The organism is Halomonas sp. McH1-25 (assembly GCF_022348165.1).
Taxonomy (GTDB): Bacteria; Pseudomonadota; Gammaproteobacteria; order Pseudomonadales; family Halomonadaceae; genus Modicisalibacter.
Genome location: NZ_JAKRFI010000001.1, coordinates 168,073 through 189,189, shown reverse-complemented (window position 1 = coordinate 189,189; position 21,117 = coordinate 168,073). Strand labels below are relative to the sequence as shown.

At 60.8% G+C, this 21,117-nt stretch carries 19 protein-coding genes; 6 read left to right on the top strand and 13 right to left on the bottom strand.

The window, feature by feature from the left end:
* Positions 1-4: 4 nt before the first annotated feature.
* The 4 genes from MHM84_RS00875 to MHM84_RS00860 are packed head-to-tail and all read left to right on the top strand — an operon-like array spanning position 5 to position 5,612.
* Positions 5-1,837: an extracellular solute-binding protein gene (locus MHM84_RS00875; protein ID WP_239261450.1), complete on the top strand. Its 1,833-nt coding sequence runs from the start codon at positions 5-7 to the stop codon at positions 1,835-1,837.
* A 14-nt stretch (positions 1,838-1,851) separates the two neighbouring features.
* Positions 1,852-2,925 (top strand): microcin C ABC transporter permease YejB, encoded by a 1,074-nt coding sequence (locus tag MHM84_RS00870; RefSeq protein WP_239261449.1) that lies wholly within the window; start codon positions 1,852-1,854, stop codon positions 2,923-2,925.
* 4 nt (positions 2,926-2,929) lie between these two features.
* On the top strand, positions 2,930-4,036 hold the full coding sequence (locus MHM84_RS00865; RefSeq protein ID WP_239261447.1) for an ABC transporter permease: 1,107 nt from the start codon (positions 2,930-2,932) through the stop codon (positions 4,034-4,036).
* Positions 4,026-5,612, top strand: a complete 1,587-nt coding sequence (locus MHM84_RS00860; RefSeq protein WP_239261445.1) for a dipeptide ABC transporter ATP-binding protein — start codon at positions 4,026-4,028, stop codon at positions 5,610-5,612. The genes MHM84_RS00865 and MHM84_RS00860 overlap by 11 nt, the downstream gene beginning before the upstream one ends.
* Here MHM84_RS00860 and MHM84_RS00855 read toward each other — a convergent pair.
* The 3 genes from MHM84_RS00855 to MHM84_RS00845 form a co-directional block, all read right to left on the bottom strand.
* On the bottom strand, positions 5,609-6,259 hold the full coding sequence (locus MHM84_RS00855) for a hypothetical protein (protein ID WP_239261443.1): 651 nt from the start codon (positions 6,257-6,259) through the stop codon (positions 5,609-5,611). The genes MHM84_RS00860 and MHM84_RS00855 overlap by 4 nt on opposite strands.
* Before the next feature lie 66 nt (positions 6,260-6,325).
* On the bottom strand, positions 6,326-7,027 hold the full coding sequence (locus tag MHM84_RS00850; protein ID WP_239261441.1) for a pseudouridine synthase: 702 nt from the start codon (positions 7,025-7,027) through the stop codon (positions 6,326-6,328).
* On the bottom strand, positions 7,027-7,830 hold the full coding sequence (locus MHM84_RS00845) for an amidohydrolase (RefSeq protein WP_239261438.1): 804 nt from the start codon (positions 7,828-7,830) through the stop codon (positions 7,027-7,029). Before MHM84_RS00845 ends, MHM84_RS00850 begins: the two co-directional genes overlap by 1 nt.
* Positions 7,831-7,959: 129 nt before the next feature.
* Between MHM84_RS00845 and rarD the strand changes: the two genes are divergently transcribed.
* Entirely contained in the window at positions 7,960-8,880 is a 921-nt protein-coding gene (gene rarD / locus MHM84_RS00840) for an EamA family transporter RarD (protein WP_239261436.1), read from the top strand.
* 14 nt (positions 8,881-8,894) lie between these two features.
* Here the strand turns inward: rarD and MHM84_RS00835 are convergent, their stop codons facing one another.
* Positions 8,895-9,923 carry a hypothetical protein gene (locus tag MHM84_RS00835; protein ID WP_239261434.1) on the bottom strand — a complete coding sequence of 343 codons (1,029 nt, stop codon included), beginning with the start codon at positions 9,921-9,923 and terminating at the stop codon, positions 8,895-8,897.
* Between the two features lie 329 nt (positions 9,924-10,252).
* Here MHM84_RS00835 and sulP point away from each other — a divergent pair, with 329 nt between their 5' ends.
* Positions 10,253-12,013, top strand: a complete 1,761-nt coding sequence (gene sulP / locus MHM84_RS00830) for a sulfate permease (RefSeq protein WP_239261432.1) — start codon at positions 10,253-10,255, stop codon at positions 12,011-12,013.
* Between the two features lie 30 nt (positions 12,014-12,043).
* Here sulP and MHM84_RS00825 read toward each other — a convergent pair whose 3' ends face one another.
* The 9 genes from MHM84_RS00825 to MHM84_RS00785 all read right to left on the bottom strand — a co-directional run bounded on the left by MHM84_RS00825 (position 12,044) and on the right by MHM84_RS00785 (position 21,111).
* On the bottom strand, positions 12,044-13,165 hold the full coding sequence (locus MHM84_RS00825) for an ABC transporter ATP-binding protein (protein WP_239261430.1): 1,122 nt from the start codon (positions 13,163-13,165) through the stop codon (positions 12,044-12,046).
* Between the two features lie 50 nt (positions 13,166-13,215).
* The gene (locus MHM84_RS00820) at positions 13,216-14,094 is read right to left on the bottom strand and encodes a carbohydrate ABC transporter permease (protein ID WP_239261428.1); all 879 of its coding nucleotides are present in this window, start codon (positions 14,092-14,094) and stop codon (positions 13,216-13,218) included.
* Positions 14,087-15,016, bottom strand: coding sequence for a sugar ABC transporter permease (locus tag MHM84_RS00815; protein WP_239261426.1), 930 nt, complete (start codon positions 15,014-15,016; stop codon positions 14,087-14,089). The genes MHM84_RS00820 and MHM84_RS00815 overlap by 8 nt, the downstream gene beginning before the upstream one ends.
* Before the next feature lie 71 nt (positions 15,017-15,087).
* The gene (locus MHM84_RS00810) at positions 15,088-16,359 is read right to left on the bottom strand and encodes an ABC transporter substrate-binding protein (RefSeq protein WP_239261424.1); all 1,272 of its coding nucleotides are present in this window, start codon (positions 16,357-16,359) and stop codon (positions 15,088-15,090) included.
* Positions 16,360-16,512: 153 nt separating this feature from the next.
* Positions 16,513-17,940, bottom strand: coding sequence for an ATP-binding protein (locus MHM84_RS00805; RefSeq protein ID WP_239263766.1), 1,428 nt, complete (start codon positions 17,938-17,940; stop codon positions 16,513-16,515).
* Positions 17,941-17,999: 59 nt separating this feature from the next.
* Positions 18,000-18,716: a response regulator gene (locus MHM84_RS00800; RefSeq protein ID WP_239261422.1), complete on the bottom strand. Its 717-nt coding sequence runs from the start codon at positions 18,714-18,716 to the stop codon at positions 18,000-18,002.
* A gap of 145 nt (positions 18,717-18,861) precedes the next feature.
* A complete protein-coding gene (locus tag MHM84_RS00795; RefSeq protein ID WP_239261419.1) occupies positions 18,862-19,263 on the bottom strand; it encodes a hypothetical protein in 402 nt (133 codons plus the stop codon).
* A gap of 292 nt (positions 19,264-19,555) precedes the next feature.
* Positions 19,556-19,762, bottom strand: coding sequence for a DUF2795 domain-containing protein (locus MHM84_RS00790; protein ID WP_239261417.1), 207 nt, complete (start codon positions 19,760-19,762; stop codon positions 19,556-19,558).
* Between the two features lie 107 nt (positions 19,763-19,869).
* Entirely contained in the window at positions 19,870-21,111 is a 1,242-nt protein-coding gene (locus MHM84_RS00785) for a cation:proton antiporter (protein WP_239263764.1), read from the bottom strand.
* Positions 21,112-21,117: the final 6 nt, after the last annotated feature.

Below are 21,117 nucleotides of genomic sequence, written 5' to 3'. Positions count from 1 at the left end.
GTCGATGTCGCGTATCGTTAAAGCCGCCCTGGTGGCTGTTGCCTTGTCCTTGCCGGGCATCACGCTGGCGGTAGAGGCGCAGGAAGTTCCCACCGTACATGCCCTTGCCATGTATGACGATCCCGAAATGCCGGCCGATTTCGACCATTTCGCCTACGTCAACCCAGAGGCCCCGGTAGGCGGAGAACTGGTACGCGCCGCCATCGGCAGCTTCGACTCGACCAATCCGTTCATCGTCAAGGGCACGCCCGCCAGTGGGCTCACGGAAATCTACGACACCCTGATGGTGCAAAACCCGGACGAACCCTTCACCATGTACGGCTTGCTCGCCGAAGGTGTACGCCTGGACCCGGAACGCCGCTGGATGGAGTTCGACCTGCATCCCGAGGCGCGTTTCCATGATGGAACTGCAATAAGCGCTTCGGACGTCGTTTTCAGCTTTCGGTTACTGCGCGCTGAAGGCGCTCCCTTCTATGCCGCCTATTACGCCGACGTGACATCGGCACAGGCCATCGATGAGAATACCGTCCGATTCGACTTTGCGGAGCAAAATTCACGCGAGCTGCCGCTGATCCTCGGGCAGTTGCCCGTCCTGCCAGAGCATTACTGGAAAGGCCGCGATTTTGCGAAGCCCACCCTCGACCCTCTGTTGGGCTCCGGCCCTTACCGGATCGCCGAAGTCGATCCAGGCCGGCGTATCGTCTATGAACGTGTCGATGACTATTGGGGCGAGAACCTGCCGGTCAACCGTGGGCGTCACAACATCGAGCGGCTGATATTCGACTATTACCGCGACCAGACCGTGGCACTGGAGGCGTTCAAGGCAGGCAACCTGGACATGCGTATCGAGTCCAGTGCGCGCAACTGGGCCAGGGCGTATGACTTCCCCGCCGTGGAACAGGGTTACGTCGAGAAGTTGCTGATTCCCGACGGTCAGCCTGCCGGCATGCAGGCTTACGTAATGAACCTGCGTCGAGACAAGTTCAAGGATCCCCGCGTTCGCGAAGCTCTCAACTTGGCCTTCGACTTCCCCTGGCTGAACGACAATCTGTTCTATGGTGCCTACGAGCGTACGCACAGCTACTTCGAGAACTCCCCCATGGCAGCCGAAGGCCTGCCCAGCGAAGACGAGCTGGCCCTGCTCGAGCCCTATCGCGATCAGCTGCCCAAGAGGGTCTTCGACAAACCGCTGCCCATCGAGCATCCGCAAGAGTTGCGCCCGCGCCTGCGCGAAGCGCTGGGACTGCTGAGAGACGCCGGCTATGAGGTCCAGAACGGCAAGCTGGTCAACCGCAAGACCGGAGAGCCCTTCACGCTCGAGGTGCTGCTCTACGATGCGCAGTTCGAACGTATCGTTCAGCCCCTGCTGGCCAACCTCGAACGCATCGGCATTCAGAGCAAGATCCGTATCGTCGACGTCAACCAGTACCTGAATCGGCTGCGCAATTTCGATTACGACCTGATCGTGGGCAGCTTCCCGCAGTCGGCCAACCCCGGCAACGAGCAACGCGAATATTGGACAACGCCATACGCCGACCAGCCCCAGAGCCGCAATCTCATCGGCTTGAAGAACCCCGTGGTCGATGCGCTCGTGGAGCAGCTCATCCGTGCCAGCAGCCGTGAAGAGCTGGATACCGCCGCCCAGGCACTCGATCGCGTCCTGCGTTGGGGCTTCTATGTGATTCCGCAGTTCCATCTGGCAGCGACCCGGGTGGCTATCTGGGACAAGTATGGCTATCCCGAGCCTTTCCCCGAATATAATCTGGATCTGGCAGCCTGGTGGGTCGATCCCGAGCGCGCCCAAGTCATCAACCAGCGTCAGCATGGTGGTCGCTGAGCCGGAGACTCGCCATGGCTGCCTATGTTCTACGACGCTTGCTATTGATGATTCCCACCCTGCTGGGAATCATGCTGCTGAATTTCGTGATCGTGCAGGCAGCTCCCGGTGGGCCCATCGATCAGATACTAGCGCGCTACCAGGGGCTGGATAGTGCCGCCAGCACACGCATGAGCGGCGGCGGTGGCGATACCGCAGGCGGAAGCGAGTCGCGCGGATCGCGAGGCGTCGACCCGCGCTTCATAGCCGAGCTCGAGGAGCAGTTCGGTTTCGACGAGCCGGCCCATGTGCGTTTCATGAACATGATTGTCGATTATGCGACTTTCGATTTCGGCACCAGTTTCTTCCGGGATCGTCCCGTCATCGACCTGATGATAGAACGGCTCCCGGTATCGATTTCACTCGGGTTGTGGACGACCCTGCTCGTCTACTTGATCTCCATCCCGTTAGGGATCCGCAAGGCGTTGCGTCATGGCTCGAGATTCGACGTCTGGACGTCGGGACTGGTCATCGTCGGTTACGCCATACCCGGTTTTCTGTTCGCGATCCTGCTGATCGTCCTGTTTGCCGGCGGCAGCTACTGGGACGTTTTCCCGCTACGTGGCATGACGTCGCCCTACTTTGACGATTTGAGCCTGCTAGGAAAAATCGGCGATTACTTCTGGCACATCACGCTGCCGGTCTTAGCCGCCGCCATCGGCAGCTTTGCGACGCTGACCATGCTGACCAAGAACAGCTTTCTCGACGAGATCCACAAGCAGTACGTACTCACCGCACGGGCCAAGGGCGCGAGCGACCGCAAGGTGCTCTATGGACACGTCTTTCGCAATGCGATGCTGATCATCATCGCCGGGTTGCCTTCGGCCCTGGTGGGAATCTTCTTCACGGGTTCGCTGCTGATCGAAGTCATCTTTTCGCTCGATGGTCTCGGTCTGCTCGGCTTCGAAGCGGTCATGCAACGCGACTACCCGGTCATTTTCGGAACGCTGTATCTCTATACGCTGATCGGGCTCCTTCTCAAGCTAGTCTCCGACTTGACCTATGTCTGGGTCGATCCACGCATCGACTTCGAGACCAGAGGAGCCTGATTCCATGCTGTCGCGTTTTCTTGCAGACCTGTCACCCATCACCCGTCGGCGCATTGCCGTCTTTCGTGGCAATCGTCGGGCGCGATGGTCGCTCTGGATCTTCGTGGTTCTTTTCGCGATCAGTTTGGGTGCGGAGTTCATCGCCAACGACAAGCCCATCGTCATGCAGTACCAGGACCGCTGGTACGCACCGCTGTTCGTCGACTATCCGGAAACCGAGTTCGGTGGCTTCCTGCCCACCACTGCCGATTACCGGGATGAGTTCGTCTACGATGAGATTGCCGCCAATGGCTGGATGCTCTGGCCCCCCATTCCCTTCAGCTACGATACGCTGGACCGCAATCTCTCCCACCCTGCCCCTTCGCCGCCAACCTGGCGGCACTGGCTGGGGACCGACGATCAGGGCCGTGACGTCATGGCCAGAGTGATCTACGGTTTCCGGCTCTCGGTCGTCTTCGCATTGGTACTGACTGCCGGGTCGCTGGTACTTGGCGTTCTCGTCGGCGCTATCCAGGGTTATTTTGGCGGCAAGGTCGATCTGATCGGCCAGCGCTTCACGGAGATCTGGGCCGGGTTACCGATGCTTTTCCTGTTGATCATCCTGGCCAGCCTGGTCGAGCCCAATCTCTGGTGGCTGCTGGGCATCATGCTGCTCTTTTCGTGGTTGGGCCTCGTGGATATCGTACGTGCAGAATTCCTGCGTGCACGCAACCTGGAGTACGTGCGCGCTGCACGTGCCCTGGGATTGCCGTCCTACCTGATCATGTGGCGGCACGTGTTGCCCAATGCCATGGTCGCCACCTTGACCTTCATTCCTTTCCTGTTCACCGGCGCGATCACCACCCTCACCGCGCTGGATTTCCTGGGCTTCGGGTTGCCGCCCGGCTCACCGTCGCTGGGCGAGCTGGTCGCACAAGGCAAGAACAACCTCCAGGCCCCTTGGCTGGGGATCACTGCCTTCGTTACCTTGAGCCTGATGCTGTCGCTGCTGGTATTCATCGGCGAAGGACTGCGCGACGCCTTCGATCCGCGACACATCCTCGCCCCCATGCAACCGGATACCGAAACGTCCATGGCGCCGCTCACCGAGGAGCCAGCCGATGAGCGCTGATAGCGTATTTTCCCTGCACCGTTTCAGCATTGCCTTCGGCAACACGACCGTGGTCGACAACCTGTCCCTCGAGATTCGTCGCGGCGAAACCCTTGCACTGGTCGGGGAATCCGGTTCCGGCAAGTCGGTCAGTGCCTTGGGCGCCATGGGATTGTTGCCGGAGAGTGCCAGCGTGATCGGAGAGCGCCGGCTTTCCGACGTGGATCTGTCGAGGTTGACTGCACGGGACTGGCAAGGCGTTCGCGGCAACCAGGTCGGCTTCATTTTTCAGGAGCCAATGACCTCACTCAACCCGTTACATACCATTGTCAAGCAGATCGGTGAAACGCTGCGGCTTCATCAGGGGCTGAGCGGACGCGCCGCACGTGAACGCGTCCGAGAGTTGCTCGTGCAGGTGAAACTGCCGAGGCCGGACGAACTACTCGATGCCTGGCCGCATCAACTCTCCGGCGGGCAACGTCAGCGCGTCATGATTGCCATGGCCATTGCCAACAGCCCCAGGCTATTGATTGCCGACGAGCCGACAACGGCACTGGATGTGACGGTGCAGCAGGACATCCTGGCACTACTCGCCGAGCTGCGCGAAACGCATGGCATGGCCATGTTGTTCATTACCCATGATCTCAATCTCGTGCGCCGCCATGCCGACCGTGTCTGCGTCCTCTACCGTGGCCGGGAACAGGAAACCGGGCCGGTCAGCGACGTCTTCCAACGTCCCAGGAGTGCGTATACGCGTACGTTGCTGGATGCCGAACCGCAAGGTCGTCCGAGCGACTTTCCCGTCAACGCGCCCCCTCTGCTGGAAGCCAGGCAGCTCAAGGTCGCTTATGAGCGGCCGAAGCGGCTGTTTTCCCGACGCCGCCCTCCGTTCGTGGCAGTACAGCCGATGGACCTGCAATTACATTGCGGCGAAACCCTCGGCATCGTCGGCGAGTCCGGCTCCGGCAAGACGACGCTGGCCATGGCGCTGCTACGTTTGACAGGTTCATCGGGTGAAATCGTTTTCGATGGAACGCGTATCGACGACCTCGCGGGCAATGCACTTCGCAAGAAGCGGGGTGATTTTCAGGTCGTGTTCCAGGATCCGTTCGGCTCGTTGTCGCCACGTATGCCCGTTGCCGATATCGTCAGCGAGGGGCTGCGTTTTCATCAGCCTGAACTCGACGCCGGGGAAGTCGGCCGGCGCGTCGCGAAAGCGCTTCAGGAAGTCGGTTTGCCGGCCGATTGTACCGCTCGCTATCCGCATGAGTTCTCGGGCGGCCAGCGTCAACGTATCGCCGTCGCTCGCGCACTGATACTCGAGCCGCAATTGCTCGTTCTCGACGAGCCCACCTCCGCCCTTGATCGTACCGTGCAGAAGCAACTCGTCGAGCTGCTGCGTGACGTTCAAGCTCGGCGGGGATTGAGCTACCTGTTCATCAGCCATGATTTGGCGGTGGTCCGTGCCATGGCGCATCGCATCATCGTTCTCAAGGACGGCGCCGTTGTCGAACAGGGCGACTGCGAGCAGGTCCTGCATGCCCCGCGTAGCGAGTATACCCGGGCCTTGGTCGATGCCGCTGGATTGAATGGCTAGCTTTGAGCCAGGATTTCTTCGTGATCCTTGGCCAGTTGGCTACGCACCAGGGCGGCGACCAGCAGGGGAAAACGCTCCTGCGAAACATGTTGCGCCAGACTGGCGGCATCGTTGCCCAATCCCAGCCGACTGGCGGCCTTGAGAGCCAGCTTGTCCGCAAAGGGTTGGTATTCTTCCCAGGCCACCTGGACTTCACGCAGGAAAATATCGGCGCCTACATCGCCGATTCCCTTGAACTCCTTGAGCAACCGACGTGCCTTGTTGGGATCGCCATCCGCTTCGGCGCGGAGCTTGCGTAAATCACCGGCATATTTCGCCTGGAGATGTCCGACCATGTCAGCGAGCTGACTAGCTGTCTTTTCATCGTACCGGGCGTAGCCATTCTTGTTCAGTACGTCGACGCGCTGTTCCCATCGGGTATTGGCCATTCCCTGTGGCGTTTTCCATCCCGCTCGAGCTAGCGCCTTGCTGGCCTGCATTGCCTTGCCGGCGCCTAATCTGGCACTGCTAAGCAATGCCAGACAGAGCAGTTGAAACAAAGGAGAGGGAGTATTCCGTTTGGGGTTCACTCCGAGCTCATCGGCAAAGGTACGGCCATGCTTATCGAGCAACAGAGTGACGATTCGGTCCGTTCGTTTGCCAGCCATCTCCTCCTCCTTGAGTTCCTAAGTTTTAATTCCTATTTTTTTTAAATAAAGATAACGGTATAAAGTTTAAAAGGCGTCGATTTCTTCCTGCTTCAACAGCCGACATTCGCCAGGTTCGAGTTCCTTGTCCAGAATCAACGGGCCGATCGATTCCCGGTTCAGGCTTTCGACCCGGTTACCGATGGCTGCAAACATCCGCCGGACCTGATGGTACTTGCCTTCGGTGATGGTGACACGGACTTCGGTGGAGCCAAGAATGTCCAAGGTCGCCGGCTGTGTCGGCTTCTCTTCGCCATCCAGCAAGATGCCTTGTGCAAAGGCATTCACGGCGTGCTCGGCTGCATCGCCCTGCAGTGGCTCGGCCAACGTCGCCCGATAGACCTTATCGCACTTGGCTCGAGGCGATGTAACGCGGTGCGACCACTTGCCGTCGTCAGTCAGCAGTACCAATCCTGTCGTATCCACATCCAACCGCCCTACCGGATGCAGGCGCTCCACCTTGGGAAGATCGATCAGTTCGAGGACAGTCGGATAACGGCCCGGGCGCGTCGTGCACTCCACGCCAAGGGGCTTATTCATCATCAGGTAACGAAAGCCGACCAGCTCGAGTCGCTCGCCAAGCCAACGAACGTCTTGGGTCGCCTCGACGTGAGTGGCTGCATTCTTCACGACCTCGCCATCGACGGTGACCTCTTCGCGATGCAGTGCCTTCTTGGCCAAACTGCGTGTCAGATCCGTCGTCTCGCTGAGAAACTTGTCCAGGCGCATTAGCGTTCCACCGTAAAGCGATCGGCATCCATCCAGGCGGGGAATTTTTCCCGGAAGCGGGCCAAGGCATCGAGGTCGAGTTCGCCGGTTCGCATGAACGTGGTATCGCGTGGCTCGTCGATCAGCGCCTCGCCCTTGTAGTCGACCAGCATCGAATCGCCGGCATAGGCCAGCCCCTTGGCATCCTCGCCAACCCGATTGACGCCCACCACGTAGCACAGGTTCTCTACGGCACGCGCTTGCAACAGAGTCCGCCAGGGCTGGCGTCGCGGAGCTGGCCAGTTGGCGACACACAGCAAGGCATCGTATTCGAAATGCTCGCCTTCCCCTGGCTGCTGGCGTAGCCACACCGGAAAACGCAGGTCGTAGCAGACGGAGAGCAGCAGGCGGAAACCCTTGAGTTCGACGATCATCCGCTGGTTGCCCATCCCGTAACGCTCGTGCTCGCCGGCCATGCGGAACAGATGCCGCTTGTCGTAGTGAGTCACCTGGCCATCCGGCGTCGCCCAGATCATCCGGTTGTAGTACTCGCCGTCATCGAGCACCGCCACACTACCCGTGACGACGCATTGACGCTGTGCGGCCTGATCGCGCAGCCATGCCACGCTCTGGCTATGCGCCATGGGTTCGGCCATTTCGCGGGAATTCATGGTGAACCCGGTAGCGAACATCTCGGGCAATACGATCAGGTCGGTCTCGTTGCCGTCCGTGTCTCCCAACTGAGCCTCGAGCTGACGACAGTTGGTCGCGGGATCTTCCCAGTGCAGGTCTGGCTGCACCAGGGTGACGCGCAACTTGCTCATTTCCTCTCCTTGCCGTGGCCTGCCACGGTTAATTTGGCATTACCGAAGACTAACCGATGGCGAGCCCTCCCTGCAGCCCGACTAGGGAAATGATGTTACATTAGCCTCCTACTCATCAAGGAAGACGCCATGGCCTCACCTGCATCAGCGGATAAGCAAGCCACTCAAGGGGTTATCTTCGGGCTCACCGCTTACGTGATGTGGGGCTGTTTCCCGCTGTTCTTCGCCCTGTTCGAGGGTATCCCCGCCTGGGAGGTATTGATTCACCGCATTCTCTGGTCATGTGTCTTTCTGGCGGGCCTGATCAGCGTGCTGCGCCGCTGGACACCGGTGAGTGCCGCACTAGCCCAGCCACGCCGACTGGGTCGCGTTCTCGCTTGCGCATTACTCATTGGGCTCAATTGGGGAATCTATATCTATGCCGTCGAAACACGTCATGTCTTCCAGGCCAGCCTGGGCTATTTTCTGACGCCGCTGGTCAACGTGCTGCTCGGCATGATCGTGCTCAAGGAGCGTATGGAAAGGCTGCAGGGTATCGCTGTCGGGCTGGCCACGGTGGCCATCGCCATTCAATTGATACTGCTGGGGGAACTGCCATGGATCACCTTGACGCTGGCAATCTCGTTCGGCACCTACGGACTGCTGCGCAAACAGATACCACTGGATGGCCTGTCAGGCCTGTTCGTCGAAACGCTGCTGTTGCTGCCGCTTGGCTTGGTGGCCATTGTCTGGTTGAGTGCGGTTGGCGGCTCCCACTTTTTCGCCGGTGACGGTCAAGCCACACTATTGCTGATTTCCAGCGGCATCATCACCGCCCTGCCCTTGATGGCCTTTGCCGGTGCAGCACGCCGCCTGCGACTCGCCACGGTCGGTTTCCTCATGTACATCAACCCGACCCTGCAGTTTTTCATTGCGCTACTGGTCTTTCGCGAGCCTCTGGCCCCGACACAGCTCGCGTCTTTCCTGTTGATCTGGATCGGCCTGGCGCTGTATTCCTACTCGGCCTGGCAAAGCCGGCCCCGCAAGAGATCGGTGCCGGAATCCGCCTGACCTCATGCATCGCATCAACTGCCGCATGCATCGATCGTAGCCTCGACCGCTTTAACGCATGCCAGTCGCTCGATCAATGAAGCCAGGACACGCAGGTTGGGCGCCTGACATTGCCACAGCGACTCGTCGGGAGCGAGCAACAACGCCTCGCGATGCATCTCGGCCGCCGGATCGTCGCTGCGGTCTTCCAGTCGCTCGAGGCCCAGCCCATGCAGGCTTTCGATCTCGATTCCGGGAAGCAGCATCACGCAATTGCGCACCCCTTCGGCATTGAGTGCGATGCGTCGACCGTTGCTTGGCAGGCGCCACAGCGAGAGCCGCAATCGGCTCACGTAGCGCTCGGCGACCACGTCAGGGCACTTCTCGAGCCAATCCGCCGCCAGGCGGCCGTTGATTCGCCGATCCCGGCATACGGCATTGGTGTGCGAGTACAGGAAGCCGCTGCGCTGAACCATCCAGTCGAGCGCTTCGTCCAGCGGCACCCCCTCTTCCCGGGTATGCACCATCTCGCGACGGGATACGGCATTTCTCACCGTCGTCAGCTTGAGTCCACACACGGCGGCAATCTCGATGACACTCAACCCTACGGTAGCGTGCAACGTCGGAAGGTCGACGGTGGGCGTTAGCCCGACATGGCGCTCCAGTCGTGCCCGCACCATGGCCAGCCCCAGAAGATGTAGCAAACGAGCCGGGATGGGCAAGCCCTGCGTCTCGGCCAAGCTGCGTGCCATGGCCACGAAATGGATGAAGTCTTCCAACGAGACCGACTCGGGCCGCGGCAGCACGCTGAGATCGCCGGCCAACGCCCAATTGTGCAGCACATTGAGTGGCCCCCGCATGCGCCAGGCGAGGCTCGTGGCACTCAACGAAATCTCCTGCTCATTGTCGATGCCGTTGCATAGTCGCAACAGCGGTGCTGCCATCGCCACACTGGCCTGCTCGACCTCGGTCATCAGCGCACCGATCGCCAGCACGTCGCCCACTGCCTGACCCAAAAATGGCTCCTGCAGCAAGACCAAGGGCTTCGATGTCCCTTTGTGCATGCTTGTGTTCTCCCCTGCGTAACGCCGATGACGGCCACTTGGGACCGGCAAGCCAGGCTTGCGTCCCCTTATTCTTATGTCGCCGTATCCGGCGAGCATCGGCTTGATAATCATGGAACAGAATGTTACCGAAATTAACGGCAGGTAGCAGGAATTCTTGAGGATGATGACAGCAAACGCAGGAGTTATTCGAAAGTTGCCCGGACTATGGCAGCCCGCCGGTTAGCGATACCGGATGTTGGCAAGGCCATTGCCTGCCGCTTGGACGACGCGGGTAAGCTGAAATGTTATAATCTTATGCTTTATTTACCCCGTCGTGTGAGAGCAGGATGCTGAAGCGCTACTTCCCCATTGTCGAATGGCTTCCCCGCTACGATCGTCAGACGCTGAGCAGCGACATGGTCGCTGCGCTCATCGTCACTTTGATGGTTATTCCCCAGGCTCTGGCCTATGCCCTGTTAGCGGGCCTGCCAGCCATTGTCGGACTTTACGCCAGCATCCTTCCCTTGTTCGCCTACGCCGTGTTCGGCACGAGCCGGACCCTGGCCATTGGCCCCATGGCCCTGGTGTCGTTGATGACCGGTGCCGCCCTGGTCGAAGTTGCGACGCCGGGCAGCGCCGCCTACCTCGAAGCCGCCATTACCCTCGCCTTTCTTACCGGCATCATCCTGACGTTGATGGGACTGTTTCGCCTGGGATTCTTCGCCAATTTTCTCAGCCATCCGGTCGTGTCGGGACTGCTTAGCGCCTCGGGGATATTGATCGCGGCAAGCCAGTTGGCGGGATTGGCAGGCATCGAAGCCTCGGGATTCACGCTTGTCACCCAAGCGAGCAACCTACTGGCGAATCTCGACGCGATTCACTGGCCCACCCTGGCGATAGGGCTGGCATCGGTGGCGCTGCTGCAACTGTTTCGTCGCGCACGGCCGCGACTCAAGGCCTGGGGCATGAATGCCCGCCACGCCAGCTTCCTGGTCAAACTGGGACCGCTGTTCGTGGTCGCTTTGACGACGGCGGTCTGTTGGGCTGCGGATCTACCGTCCAGGGGCGTCGACGTGGTCGGCGACGTCCCGGGCCACTTGCCACCGCTCGGCATTCCTTCATCCGACCTCGGCGTGTGGCGCGACCTGCTCGTGCCGGCGCTGCTGATCGGCATCGTCGGCTTCATCGAGTCGGTCGCCCTCGCACAGATGCTGGCCGCCAGGCGCAGACAACGGATCTCTCCCGATCAGGAACTGATTGGCCTGGGCACAGCGAACATCGCCTCGGCCGTGTCATCCGGTCTGCCAGTGATAGGCAGCCTGTCGCGTACGGTGGTCAACTTCGATGCAGGCGCGCAAACCCCAGCCGCCGGCGCCTTCGCCGCAGTCGGGGTGGCCTTCGTCACGCTCTTTTTGACACCGCTGATATATTTCCTGCCCATCGCCACGCTGGCAGCGATCATCATCGTCTCGGCCTTGACGCTGATCGACACACGCACGCTGCGGCGGACGTGGCGCTATTCTCACGGCGACGCCGCCGCCATGCTGGCGACCATCGTCCTGACCCTCGTACAAGGCGTGGAAGCGGGTGTCATTGCCGGCGTCGGGCTGTCCATCGGCTTGTACCTCTACCGTACCAGCCGCCCTCACAGTGCCCTGGTCGGGCGTATTCCGGGCACCGAACACTTTCGCAACATTCATCGTCACCAGGTCGAAAGCAGCGAACGAGTCGCCCTGTTACGCATCGATGAAAGTCTGTACTTCGCCAACGCACGTTACCTGGAAGATACCGTGTACGGCCTAGTGGCCGAGCATCCCGAGCTCGAACACATGGTGCTGATCTGCTCGGCGGTCAACCTGATCGATGCCTCGGCGCTGGAAAGCCTCGAAGCCATCAATCTGCGCCTCAAGGACTCCCAGGTCACCCTGCACCTGGCCGAGGTCAAGGGGCCGGTGATGGATCGACTCAGGTACTCGGACTTCCTGGAGCATCTGACCGGACGGGTGTTTCTCAGCACCTATACGGCCTGGAGCGAACTGCAACAGGGTCACCAGCCCACCGCCCACAACGCAGAGGCGCCGCTCGGTGATGTAACGACCAAACCCTGACTCTCGATTGCCCGCCAGTTGCAGCGAGCGCTACGCCAAGCGTCGCTCACTGTCCGGACTGAAGAGTACCGCCCGGCTCATGTCCACACGCAGCTCGATCCACTCTCCCGCAGCGATGGATGCCTTGGGCCCGACCCGGGCCGTCACTTCGCCATCGCCCAATGGCAGACGAAGCAGGATATCGGCCCCTGTGGGCTCGGCGACGGTGACTTTCGCCGCTAGCAGGGTACCTTCAGCGCGGTCGCCCAGGCGCAGGTCCTCTTCACTGAAATGCTCGGGGCGCAGGCCCAGCACGGCCCGTCCTCCAACGGCATCGGCCATGGCCGGCGTTTCACGCGCTGCCGGCCAGGGCAGGACCAGGCGCGGCGATTCCGGCGTCTCGATCGCCAGACGATAGGCACCTGCGTCGCCTTCCAGTGTCGCCTGAATGAAGTTCATCGACGGCGATCCCATGAAACCGGCCACGAACATATCGACCGGATCGTTGTAGACCTCCTCCGGCGTGCCCAACTGCAGGATATGCCCGTCGCGCATGACCGCAATGCGGTCGGCGAGCGTCATCGCTTCGATCTGATCGTGAGTGACGTAGACGATGGTGGTGCCCAGGCGCTGATGGAGCTTCTTGATCTCGGTGCGCATCTCCACACGCAGCTTGGCATCCAGATTGGAAAGCGGTTCATCGAACAGATAGATCTTCGGCTCGCGTGCCAGCGCCCGCCCCATGGCCACACGCTGTCGCTGCCCCCCGGAGAGCTGCGAGGGCTTGCGATCGAGCAGAGGCGAGATCTGCAGCAAATCGGCCACTCTTTCCACGGCCGCTTCGCGCTCGGCCTTGGGCACCTTGCGCATCTCCAACCCAAAGGCGATGTTCTGGCGCACCGTCATGCTCGGGTAGAGCGCGTAGGACTGAAATACCATGGCAATGTCGCGCTCGGCCGGTGTGCGCCAGGTGACATCCTCACCGGCAATCAGAATCTCCCCCGCCGTGACCGGCTCCAGTCCGGCAATGGCATTCATGAGCGTCGACTTGCCGCAGCCCGAAGGGCCGACCAGGATCAGGAACTCGCCCGAGTCGATCGACAGGCTGACATCCTTGAGTACGCGGGTGGCCCCGAAATCCTTGCGGACCTGGCGAATTTCCAAAGCAGACATAGCAGTTACCTCAACTCTTGTTATTCCCGTCGCCGCAGGCGACGTTCACGTCAGCCTTTTACCGAGCCGGCCGTCAGCCCGCGCACGAAATACTTGCCTGCCAGCACATACACCACCAGCGTCGGCAATGCGGCGATCATGGCCGCCGCCATGTCGACGTTATATTCCTTCACGCCCGTGGAGGTGTTCACCAGATTGTTCAGCGCCACGGTGACCGGTTGCGTTTCGAAGGCCGAGAAGGCCACCCCGAACAGGAAATCGTTCCAGATCTGAGTGAACTGCCAGATGACCGACACCACGAAGATCGGCGCGGAAATCGGCAGGAGGATACGCCAGAAAATGCGGAAGAACCCCGCCCCGTCGAGCTTCGCCGCTGATACCAGTTCGTTGGGAATAGAGACGTAGAAATTGCGGAAGAACAGCGTAGTGAAAGCGATCCCGAACACCACGTGCACCAGCACCAACCCCGCCGTGGAGGTGGACAGGCCGAGCCAGCCCAGGGTACGCGCCATGGGCAGCAGAACCACCTGGAACGGAATGAAGCAGCCGAACAGCATCAGGGCGAAGATCAGATCGGCGCCTCGAAAGCGCCACTTGGTCAACGCATAGCCATTGAGCGCCCCGAGCAAGGTGGAAATCGCTACGGCGGGAATCACGATCCGAAACGAATTCCAGAAGTAACCGCCCACGCCTTCACAGCGCATCCCGGTGCAGGCTTCGCTCCACGCCTTGACCCAGGGGGCCAGCGTGGGAGCCTGGGGCAACGCCAGCAACGAGCCGGCACGAATCTCTTCGAGCGGCTTCACCGAGGTCAGCAGCATCACCACCAGCGGCAGCAGATAGAACAGCGCCATGCCTATCAGCACTGCGTAGAGGCTCCAGCGAGCCAGGCGTGCACCGGGTGTCCGGCGCCGAATCACGTTATCCATGCTTGCGCCCCCTCAGTTCGGAAAACAGATAAGGCACCAGAATCGCCAGCACGGCACCGAGCATGAGCATGGCACTCGCCGAGCCGAGGCCGATCTGGGCACGGGTGAAGGCATGCACGTACATGAACGTGGCAGGCAGGTCCGTGGCATAGCCCGGCCCGCCTCCGGTCAGCGCCATCACCAGGTCGAAACTCTTGATGGCGATATGCGCCAGTATCATCACTGCGCTGAATACCACGGGCCGCAGACAGGGCAACACCACTCGCCAATAGACGCGCGGCAGGCTGGCGCCATCGAGTTGAGCGGCCTTGATGATGTTGTCATCGATGCCGCGCAGCCCGGCCAGGAACATCGCCATGACGAATCCCGAGGCCTGCCATACGGCAGCAAGCACCAAGGTATAAATGGCCATGTCCGAATCGACCAGCCAGTCGAACTGGAAGGATTCGAATCCCCACCCCTGGACCATCGCTTCGATGCCCAGGGACGGGTTGAGCAGCCATTTCCAGACCACGCCGGTGACGATCAGCGACAACGCCATGGGATAGAGATAGATCGTACGCAGAACACCTTCCTGGCGTATCCGCTGGTCGAGCAGAATAGCCAGACCGGCGCCGATCACCAGGCATATGACCACGAACAAACCGCCGAAGATCGCCAGATTGGTCGATGCGACCCACCAGCGTTCGTTCTCCATCAGCCGCGCATACTGCGCGAAGCCGATGAAGTCGTATTGCGGCAGCATGCGCGAATTGGTCAATGACAGGACGAAAGTCCAAAGCATGAAGCCATAGACGAAGAACAGCGAGATGGCGAAGGATGGCGCCACGACCAGACGTGGCAGCCAGTCCTGAAGCCGGGCGGCAGGCGTGCGCCGAGAGGCCGCGCTGCCAGTGCCGTCACCGAGCGTAGTGGTAACCATGACGAATCACTCTTGTGTGCAGGACCGGAGGGCGCCCGACCGGACACCCTCACGCTAACGAGGAATTGTCGTTACATCGCCGCGTTGGCGGTGTTGACCAGGCGCTCCGCGGCCTGCTGTGCGGTCATGTCGGGGGAATTGAAGTAGTTGGTCACGACATCGAAGATCGCCCCCTGCACGTCGGAGCGGACTGCCATGCCATGGGCCATGCTGGGCACCAGACCGCCCTCTTCGGCGGTGCGCTGAAAATCCTCGAGTGATTGCTGAGCGCACTGATCGAACTCGCTCATGTCGAGATCGGGGCGGGCCGGGATCGAGCCCTTGGCCAGATTGAAGGTCTTCTGGAATTCCGGCTCGAGTACCAGACGCGCCAGCGTCCGCTGGGCCTCTTGTTCCTCTTCATCGGCGACTCTGAACATCGCCAGGCTGTCGATGTTGAAGGTGAACGCCTCCTGGGTTCCCGGCGCCGGTGCACAGAGGTAATCCTCGCCCGGGGTCATGCCGGCAGCGGTAAATTCCCCCTTGGCCCAGTCGCCCATCAACTGCATGGCGGCTTTGCCATTGATCACCATCGAGGTGGCCGTGTTCCAGTCGCGGCCGGACATGCCGTCATCCATCAGCTCGTGAGTGCGTTTGAAGGTTTCGAGCGCCTGGATCATGGTATCGCTCTTGAGCGCCTCGGGATCCAGCTCCACCAGCGCCTTGCGATAGAACTCGGGGCCTCCCGTGCCGAGAACGACCGTCTCGAAGACGGTGGCGTCCTGCCAGGGCTGGCCACCATGCGCCAGAGGAATGTACCCGGCCTCGCGAATCTTTTCGCCGGCGGCGAACAGCTCGTCGAGGGTCGACGGCACCTGCTCGACCCCGGAATCTTCCAGCACCTTGGGGTTCGCCCACAGCCAGTTGACGCGGTGCACATTGACCGGTACCGCGACATACTGGCCATCGTACTTCATGATGTCGGCAACCACGGGCGGCAACAATGCGTCCCAATCCCCCTCCTCGGCGACGCTATCGAGCTGTCCCAGCAGGCCCAGCTCGCCCCACTCCTGGATTTCCGGCCCCTTGATCTGCGCAGCGGAGGGGGGATTTCCGGACATGGCCCGCGACTTGAGCACGGTCATCGCCGTTTCACCGCCGCCACCGGCCACGGCAAAATCCTTCCATTGATGGCCCTCTTCTTCCAGCAGTTGCTTGAGTACGTTGGCGGCACGCGCCTCACCGCCGGAAGTCCACCAATGCAGGACCTCGACTTCGCCCGCTTGCGCCGTGGTTCCCAACGTGGCCGCTACGGCCAGGCCACCGAGCGCCGATTTCAACAAGGTACGCTTGAGCATTCTCATGGACGTGTCTCCTAGCTTGTTATTCTGTCAACCTTTCATCCATCGGGTGGATAAGGACACGCTAGCCGATTCGCCTGCCGGTTGTTACTTACGCTTTGCTGAATAGTGTTTGCACTTTATTACATGGCTGTAATAAAGCCGCCGCCACGTGACTCACGACTCCAGCGCATGCCCGGAGAAACGCAGCGTCACGACGAGGCCGCCCGAGGGATGGTTGGCGAGCATCAGTTCCGCGCCGTGGGCGTGGGCAATGTGACGGGCAATGCTCAGTCCCAGGCCACTGCCGCCCGTATCCCGGCTACGCGAGGGCTCCAGCCTGACGAAGGGAGCGAAGACCCGCTCGAGCTGATCGTCGGGAATGCCCGGGCCGTTATCGCGAATGACGATATCCAACGTCTTCCGTCCCCGCTGCAGCGTCACCTCCGCACGTCCGCCATGAAAGATGGCGTTCTCGAGAAGATTGGCCAGGCAACGCTTCAATGACAGCGGTTTGACGCGGAGCCGCGCGGCATCGCCATGTACGCTTATCTTGCCGCCCTGTACCTCCAGTTCCTGGGCCAGCGCCACCAGAAGCTCGCGCACGTCGACGACCGCTGGCCTTTCGTCCAGGTCCAGCCCCTTGACGGAGGCCAGCGCCCCCTTGACCAGGGTATCCAGCTCATCGAGCGAGGCGCAGAAGCGTTCGCGCTGCACGGCGTCATCGAGCATCTCGGCACGCAGGCGCAAGCGAGTAATGGGCGTCTTGAGATCGTGCGAAATGGCCGAAAAGAGCCGCTCGCGTTCCTTGATCTGGCTATGGATACGCTCCTGCATGCGATTGAACGCCTGCGCCGAAGCGGCCACTTCACGCGGCCCACGTTCGGACAGCGGCACGGCCTGAAGGCTGTCGCCCAACTGTCGGGCCGCCCGCGCCAGGCGCGCCAAGGGACGGGTCACACTGCGGATGACCCAGAACGACAATCCCAGCACGGTCACCAGCACCACGAACAGCACGAACAGGCGATCCGCTGACAGCCAGCTACGTTCATCGATGCCCATCGGCAGCGTAGTCGCCACGTAGAGCCATGCGGTATCCTCGAGCGGCATCTGGATGACCAGAATCGGCGGCGAGACGGGCCCCATCAGCAATGTGTGCCGTCCCCAACGCGGCGGCAGGTCGCGCAACAAGACTTCATTGTTGAATACGCGTAGCGTGTCGGGACTGGAAAACTCGACCAGGGCATCCTGAATGCCCAGCTCATGTCTCAGGACAGCACGGACCCGCTCGACGACCATCGCCTTGCGCTCACCCTGTCCGATGTCGAGGACCGGGATCCGATGCTCGTTGACGCTGACGAAGAACCGCGTGCCGCCCATGTCGCGCAATTGCTCCAGCACGATATGCCGATATTCGTAAGGTAGGGAACGAAAGAACCTGACCGTGGAAGAAATGCTGTAGGCCAGGCTGCCGGCCATTTCATCGAGCTGCGCGTTCTGGGACGAGCGTGCCTGCGCCGACCATAGCGCATAGCTCGCAAGCTGAGCGCTGAGTACGCCGACGATCATGATCAACACGAAACGTCCACGCAACGACGCAGGCATGTAGCGGGCCAGCCAGCGACGCCCGCGTCGGCGCAGGGACGGTCGCGTCTCGTCCGGGCTCACTGCACGCTTTCCACCTGCGCAGTGAGCACATAGCCTGCACCACGGACGGTCTTGATCAACTGGGAGTGCTGCGCATCTTCGCCGAGGCGCTGGCGCAGCCGGCAGACATGGACATCGATCGAGCGATCGAGCGGCGGCGCAGGCCGGCCACGGCTAAGATCGAAAAGCGCATCACGGGAAAGGACCTGCTCGGGGTGATCGAGAAAGACCTGCAGTAATTGGTAGTCGGCCCCCGACAGGGCGCTCCGCTCACCCTTGTCGTCGATCAGCTCGCGTGTGACCCGATCCAGTTGCCACGGGCCGAAGCGCAACCAACGGGCATGATCCGACGGCAATCTCGCCCGGGTACGCCGCAGTACCGCCTTGATCCTCGCCAGCAGCTCGCGAGGATTGAACGGCTTGCTCAGATAGTCGTCCGCTCCCAGCTCCAATCCCAATATCCGGTCGGTATCGTCGGCACTGGCCGTGAGCATGATGATGGGTAGGTCGCTGCTTCGCCGTACATCGCGACAGATGGCAAAACCATCCTCCCCGGGCAACATGATGTCGACGATGAGCAGATCGGGGATGTCATCCGCCAGTAGCCGACGCAGTGCAGCGGCATCTTCTGCCACCCGGGTCCGAAAACCATGCCGCCCCAGGTAATCGGCCAGGAGCTCGCGAATCTCGATGTCGTCATCGACCACGATGAGTGTCGCTGGGGTCATCGTCATGCCCAGCCCCGCCAACGTTCCCCGGTGTTTCGTTGTGCCATGATTCATCGTCATCGCTATCGTTTGAGTTAGCGACGATCAGGATACTCGCTGGAGCGCGGGCCGCGAACGCGACCAAGGTGTTACGTCATGGCCAACAAGGGCATCACGCCGACAAGCGAGGCGAGACGGGCATTTCTTCGCACTCGCGACGCTCTTCCTCGCTATCCACGACACGGATGCTGGTAGGATCGACAGCATAGGCCTTGGCGACACGCAGCACTTCTGCCTGATGCTCTTGCAAGGCGACCCGGCGAAGACGCGAACGGCTGGGAGTAATGCATTTCAGCAGCAGCCACAGCAGGCAAGCCACCCCGACCAGCCACAGACCGTAACGTCCGAGGAACCCCCACAGCGTGAGGCCGCTGGCGAACCAGCACGTCATGCCCAGCATCGCCGTGGCGACGCCGCTCCATACCGGGTTTGGCAGCCCCAGCAACCGGTTGGCGCTGATCAGTGTTTTTTCGTAATAACGCTGCGAGTAAGCCACAGGGGTTTTGCCAAGCATGATCGATTCGCCGAACGGCTCTAGAGAAAAACAGTCTGTCTCGTTTGCGCTCATCGCGATCAAGCGAATAGCCATGCTTTACACAAGCAATTATCAGGCGAGATGCAAAGCGGAAAACTCCGCTTACCGTTCCTATACCAAGATTGCCACAATCGCTGAATATCCCCGGGTTACGTTACCTCCCGTTGCAAGTCGAATCGCCCATGAACGCTGCGCCCATCATCTGTCATGCCATGAAAATGGCCCGACACATGAGCCGGGCCATTGTTGCCTAATCGTTCCTGGCCAGAGATCACTCGACCTGTCCGACCCCTTTCGTCACGTCGGCCATGCTTTCGTAGCGTTCGTCGGGCAGCGCACGAATCACTTCCATGACGTCGCTTTCTGCGTCGTTCTGCTTGGCACACGTTTCAAGGTCCTGCTTACTGGCAGGAAAATCCACTCCCTTGAGATAATGCGTGATATTGGCCGGTGATTTGCCTCCCAAACCTCGTGTCATGATATGTCTCCCTGATTCCTTGGGTGGAAATGCACTGAGCGTCACACTCACGCTCAAGGTAGGCAACCTTTCCGGGGTTGCCTACCCGACTCACAGAACATTACCTCTCACGACATATCTTCGCGTTGGCCCCGGTCGCGTCCGGCGACACGGCCATACCACTTGGCGAAAGGCGCCGCGGTCGCGCCATGAACGACGATCGAGGCGAGCACGACGAGACTGGACACGATCCAGACCTCGTGATTGCCCGTATGCCTGGATGACAATGCCGCATAGAACAACGCCGATACGCCAATCGGACCGAACCACCCCATGACCAGGGCGATGCGCCATTGCCGTACCGGTCCGAGCCACGGTCTCAACGCTAGAATGACCGGCAGGCGACGCAACAGCAGGATCAGCGTGACCAGCCCCAGCCCCGACCAGCCCAACGCCAACCATTCGCCCCACGGCGCGATCAAGCCGAACAGGACGAACACCGGCAGGGTAAAGAACATGTTGACGGCTTCCTGGACATTGTTCTCTTCGGAGCGCTCCTGGCCGCCGACGACCTGGTCGAAGAACAGCCCAGCCACGAACACGGCCAGAATACTGTCGGTACCGCACAACTTGCCTACGCCGAGGACGAGAATGGTCAATGACAGGGTTACCGACATGAACGAAGGCTGATCCAAGTACTTTCTGGCCTCGGCCCACTGCAGCGCGCGACCGCTTAACCAGCCGAGCAACGCCCCGATGGCGATGCTGCCTCCCACTTCCCATAGCCAGACCTTGAGCGCCCACTCTTGCCAGACGCCGCCGGTCTCGGCGGATAGCACGAGTATCGGCAAAAACACCAGGGGATAGGCCAGTCCATCGTTGGCACCCGATTCACTGGATAGCAGATGCCGGAATCCACCGGGTAGGTTGTTCTTGGCAACGCCACCGGTCACGATCGACGAGGCAATGACCGGGTCGGTGGCGCAGACACACGCGCCCACGAGCAGAGCCACCCACAAGGGGAGCGGCAACGTCCAAAAGCTGAGCAGCCCACTGATCAGCCACATGGCGGGCATGCCGATGCCCAACAGAATGCCCAGCGCCTTCCATTGCCGGAGTGGATAACTGGGCGGTAGCCTGAGTGCAATCGCCATCAGGCTGATACCCAAGGTCAGACGGGCAACTTCTTCCAGGAGGTGTTCGGGATTGCCCCAGGACGACGGAGCGAGCCAGCCCAGGCCTTCGGGCCCGAGCATGACGCCGAAAATGAAGGCAAGCAGCGGCGGCGAGAGCCATGACTTGTCGATGGGGCTAGACAACAACCCCAGAACGAAGATGAACCCACCCAAACTGGCCAACACGATATTCATGTCTTG

Excerpts from the sequence above, each read along its gene's own strand:
- MHM84_RS00875 (WP_239261450.1), top strand. The coding sequence starts at position 5 with ATGTCGCGTATCGTTAAAGCCGCCCTGGTGGCTGTTGCCTTGTCCTTG.
- MHM84_RS00870 (WP_239261449.1), top strand. The coding sequence starts at position 1,852 with ATGGCTGCCTATGTTCTACGACGCTTGCTATTGATGATTCCCACCCTG.
- MHM84_RS00865 (WP_239261447.1), top strand. The coding sequence starts at position 2,930 with ATGCTGTCGCGTTTTCTTGCAGACCTGTCACCCATCACCCGTCGGCGC.
- MHM84_RS00860 (WP_239261445.1), top strand. The coding sequence starts at position 4,026 with ATGAGCGCTGATAGCGTATTTTCCCTGCACCGTTTCAGCATTGCCTTC.
- MHM84_RS00855 (WP_239261443.1), bottom strand. The coding sequence starts at position 6,259 with ATGGCTGGCAAACGAACGGACCGAATCGTCACTCTGTTGCTCGATAAG.
- MHM84_RS00850 (WP_239261441.1), bottom strand. The coding sequence starts at position 7,027 with ATGCGCCTGGACAAGTTTCTCAGCGAGACGACGGATCTGACACGCAGT.
- MHM84_RS00845 (WP_239261438.1), bottom strand. The coding sequence starts at position 7,830 with ATGAGCAAGTTGCGCGTCACCCTGGTGCAGCCAGACCTGCACTGGGAA.
- rarD (WP_239261436.1), top strand. The coding sequence starts at position 7,960 with ATGGCCTCACCTGCATCAGCGGATAAGCAAGCCACTCAAGGGGTTATC.
- MHM84_RS00835 (WP_239261434.1), bottom strand. The coding sequence starts at position 9,923 with ATGCACAAAGGGACATCGAAGCCCTTGGTCTTGCTGCAGGAGCCATTT.
- sulP (WP_239261432.1), top strand. The coding sequence starts at position 10,253 with ATGCTGAAGCGCTACTTCCCCATTGTCGAATGGCTTCCCCGCTACGAT.
- MHM84_RS00825 (WP_239261430.1), bottom strand. The coding sequence starts at position 13,165 with ATGTCTGCTTTGGAAATTCGCCAGGTCCGCAAGGATTTCGGGGCCACC.
- MHM84_RS00820 (WP_239261428.1), bottom strand. The coding sequence starts at position 14,094 with ATGGATAACGTGATTCGGCGCCGGACACCCGGTGCACGCCTGGCTCGC.
- MHM84_RS00815 (WP_239261426.1), bottom strand. The coding sequence starts at position 15,016 with ATGGTTACCACTACGCTCGGTGACGGCACTGGCAGCGCGGCCTCTCGG.
- MHM84_RS00810 (WP_239261424.1), bottom strand. The coding sequence starts at position 16,359 with ATGAGAATGCTCAAGCGTACCTTGTTGAAATCGGCGCTCGGTGGCCTG.
- MHM84_RS00805 (WP_239263766.1), bottom strand. The coding sequence starts at position 17,940 with ATGCCTGCGTCGTTGCGTGGACGTTTCGTGTTGATCATGATCGTCGGC.
- MHM84_RS00800 (WP_239261422.1), bottom strand. The coding sequence starts at position 18,716 with ATGACGATGACCCCAGCGACACTCATCGTGGTCGATGACGACATCGAG.
- MHM84_RS00795 (WP_239261419.1), bottom strand. The coding sequence starts at position 19,263 with ATGCTTGGCAAAACCCCTGTGGCTTACTCGCAGCGTTATTACGAAAAA.
- MHM84_RS00790 (WP_239261417.1), bottom strand. The coding sequence starts at position 19,762 with ATGACACGAGGTTTGGGAGGCAAATCACCGGCCAATATCACGCATTAT.
- MHM84_RS00785 (WP_239263764.1), bottom strand. The coding sequence starts at position 21,111 with ATGAATATCGTGTTGGCCAGTTTGGGTGGGTTCATCTTCGTTCTGGGG.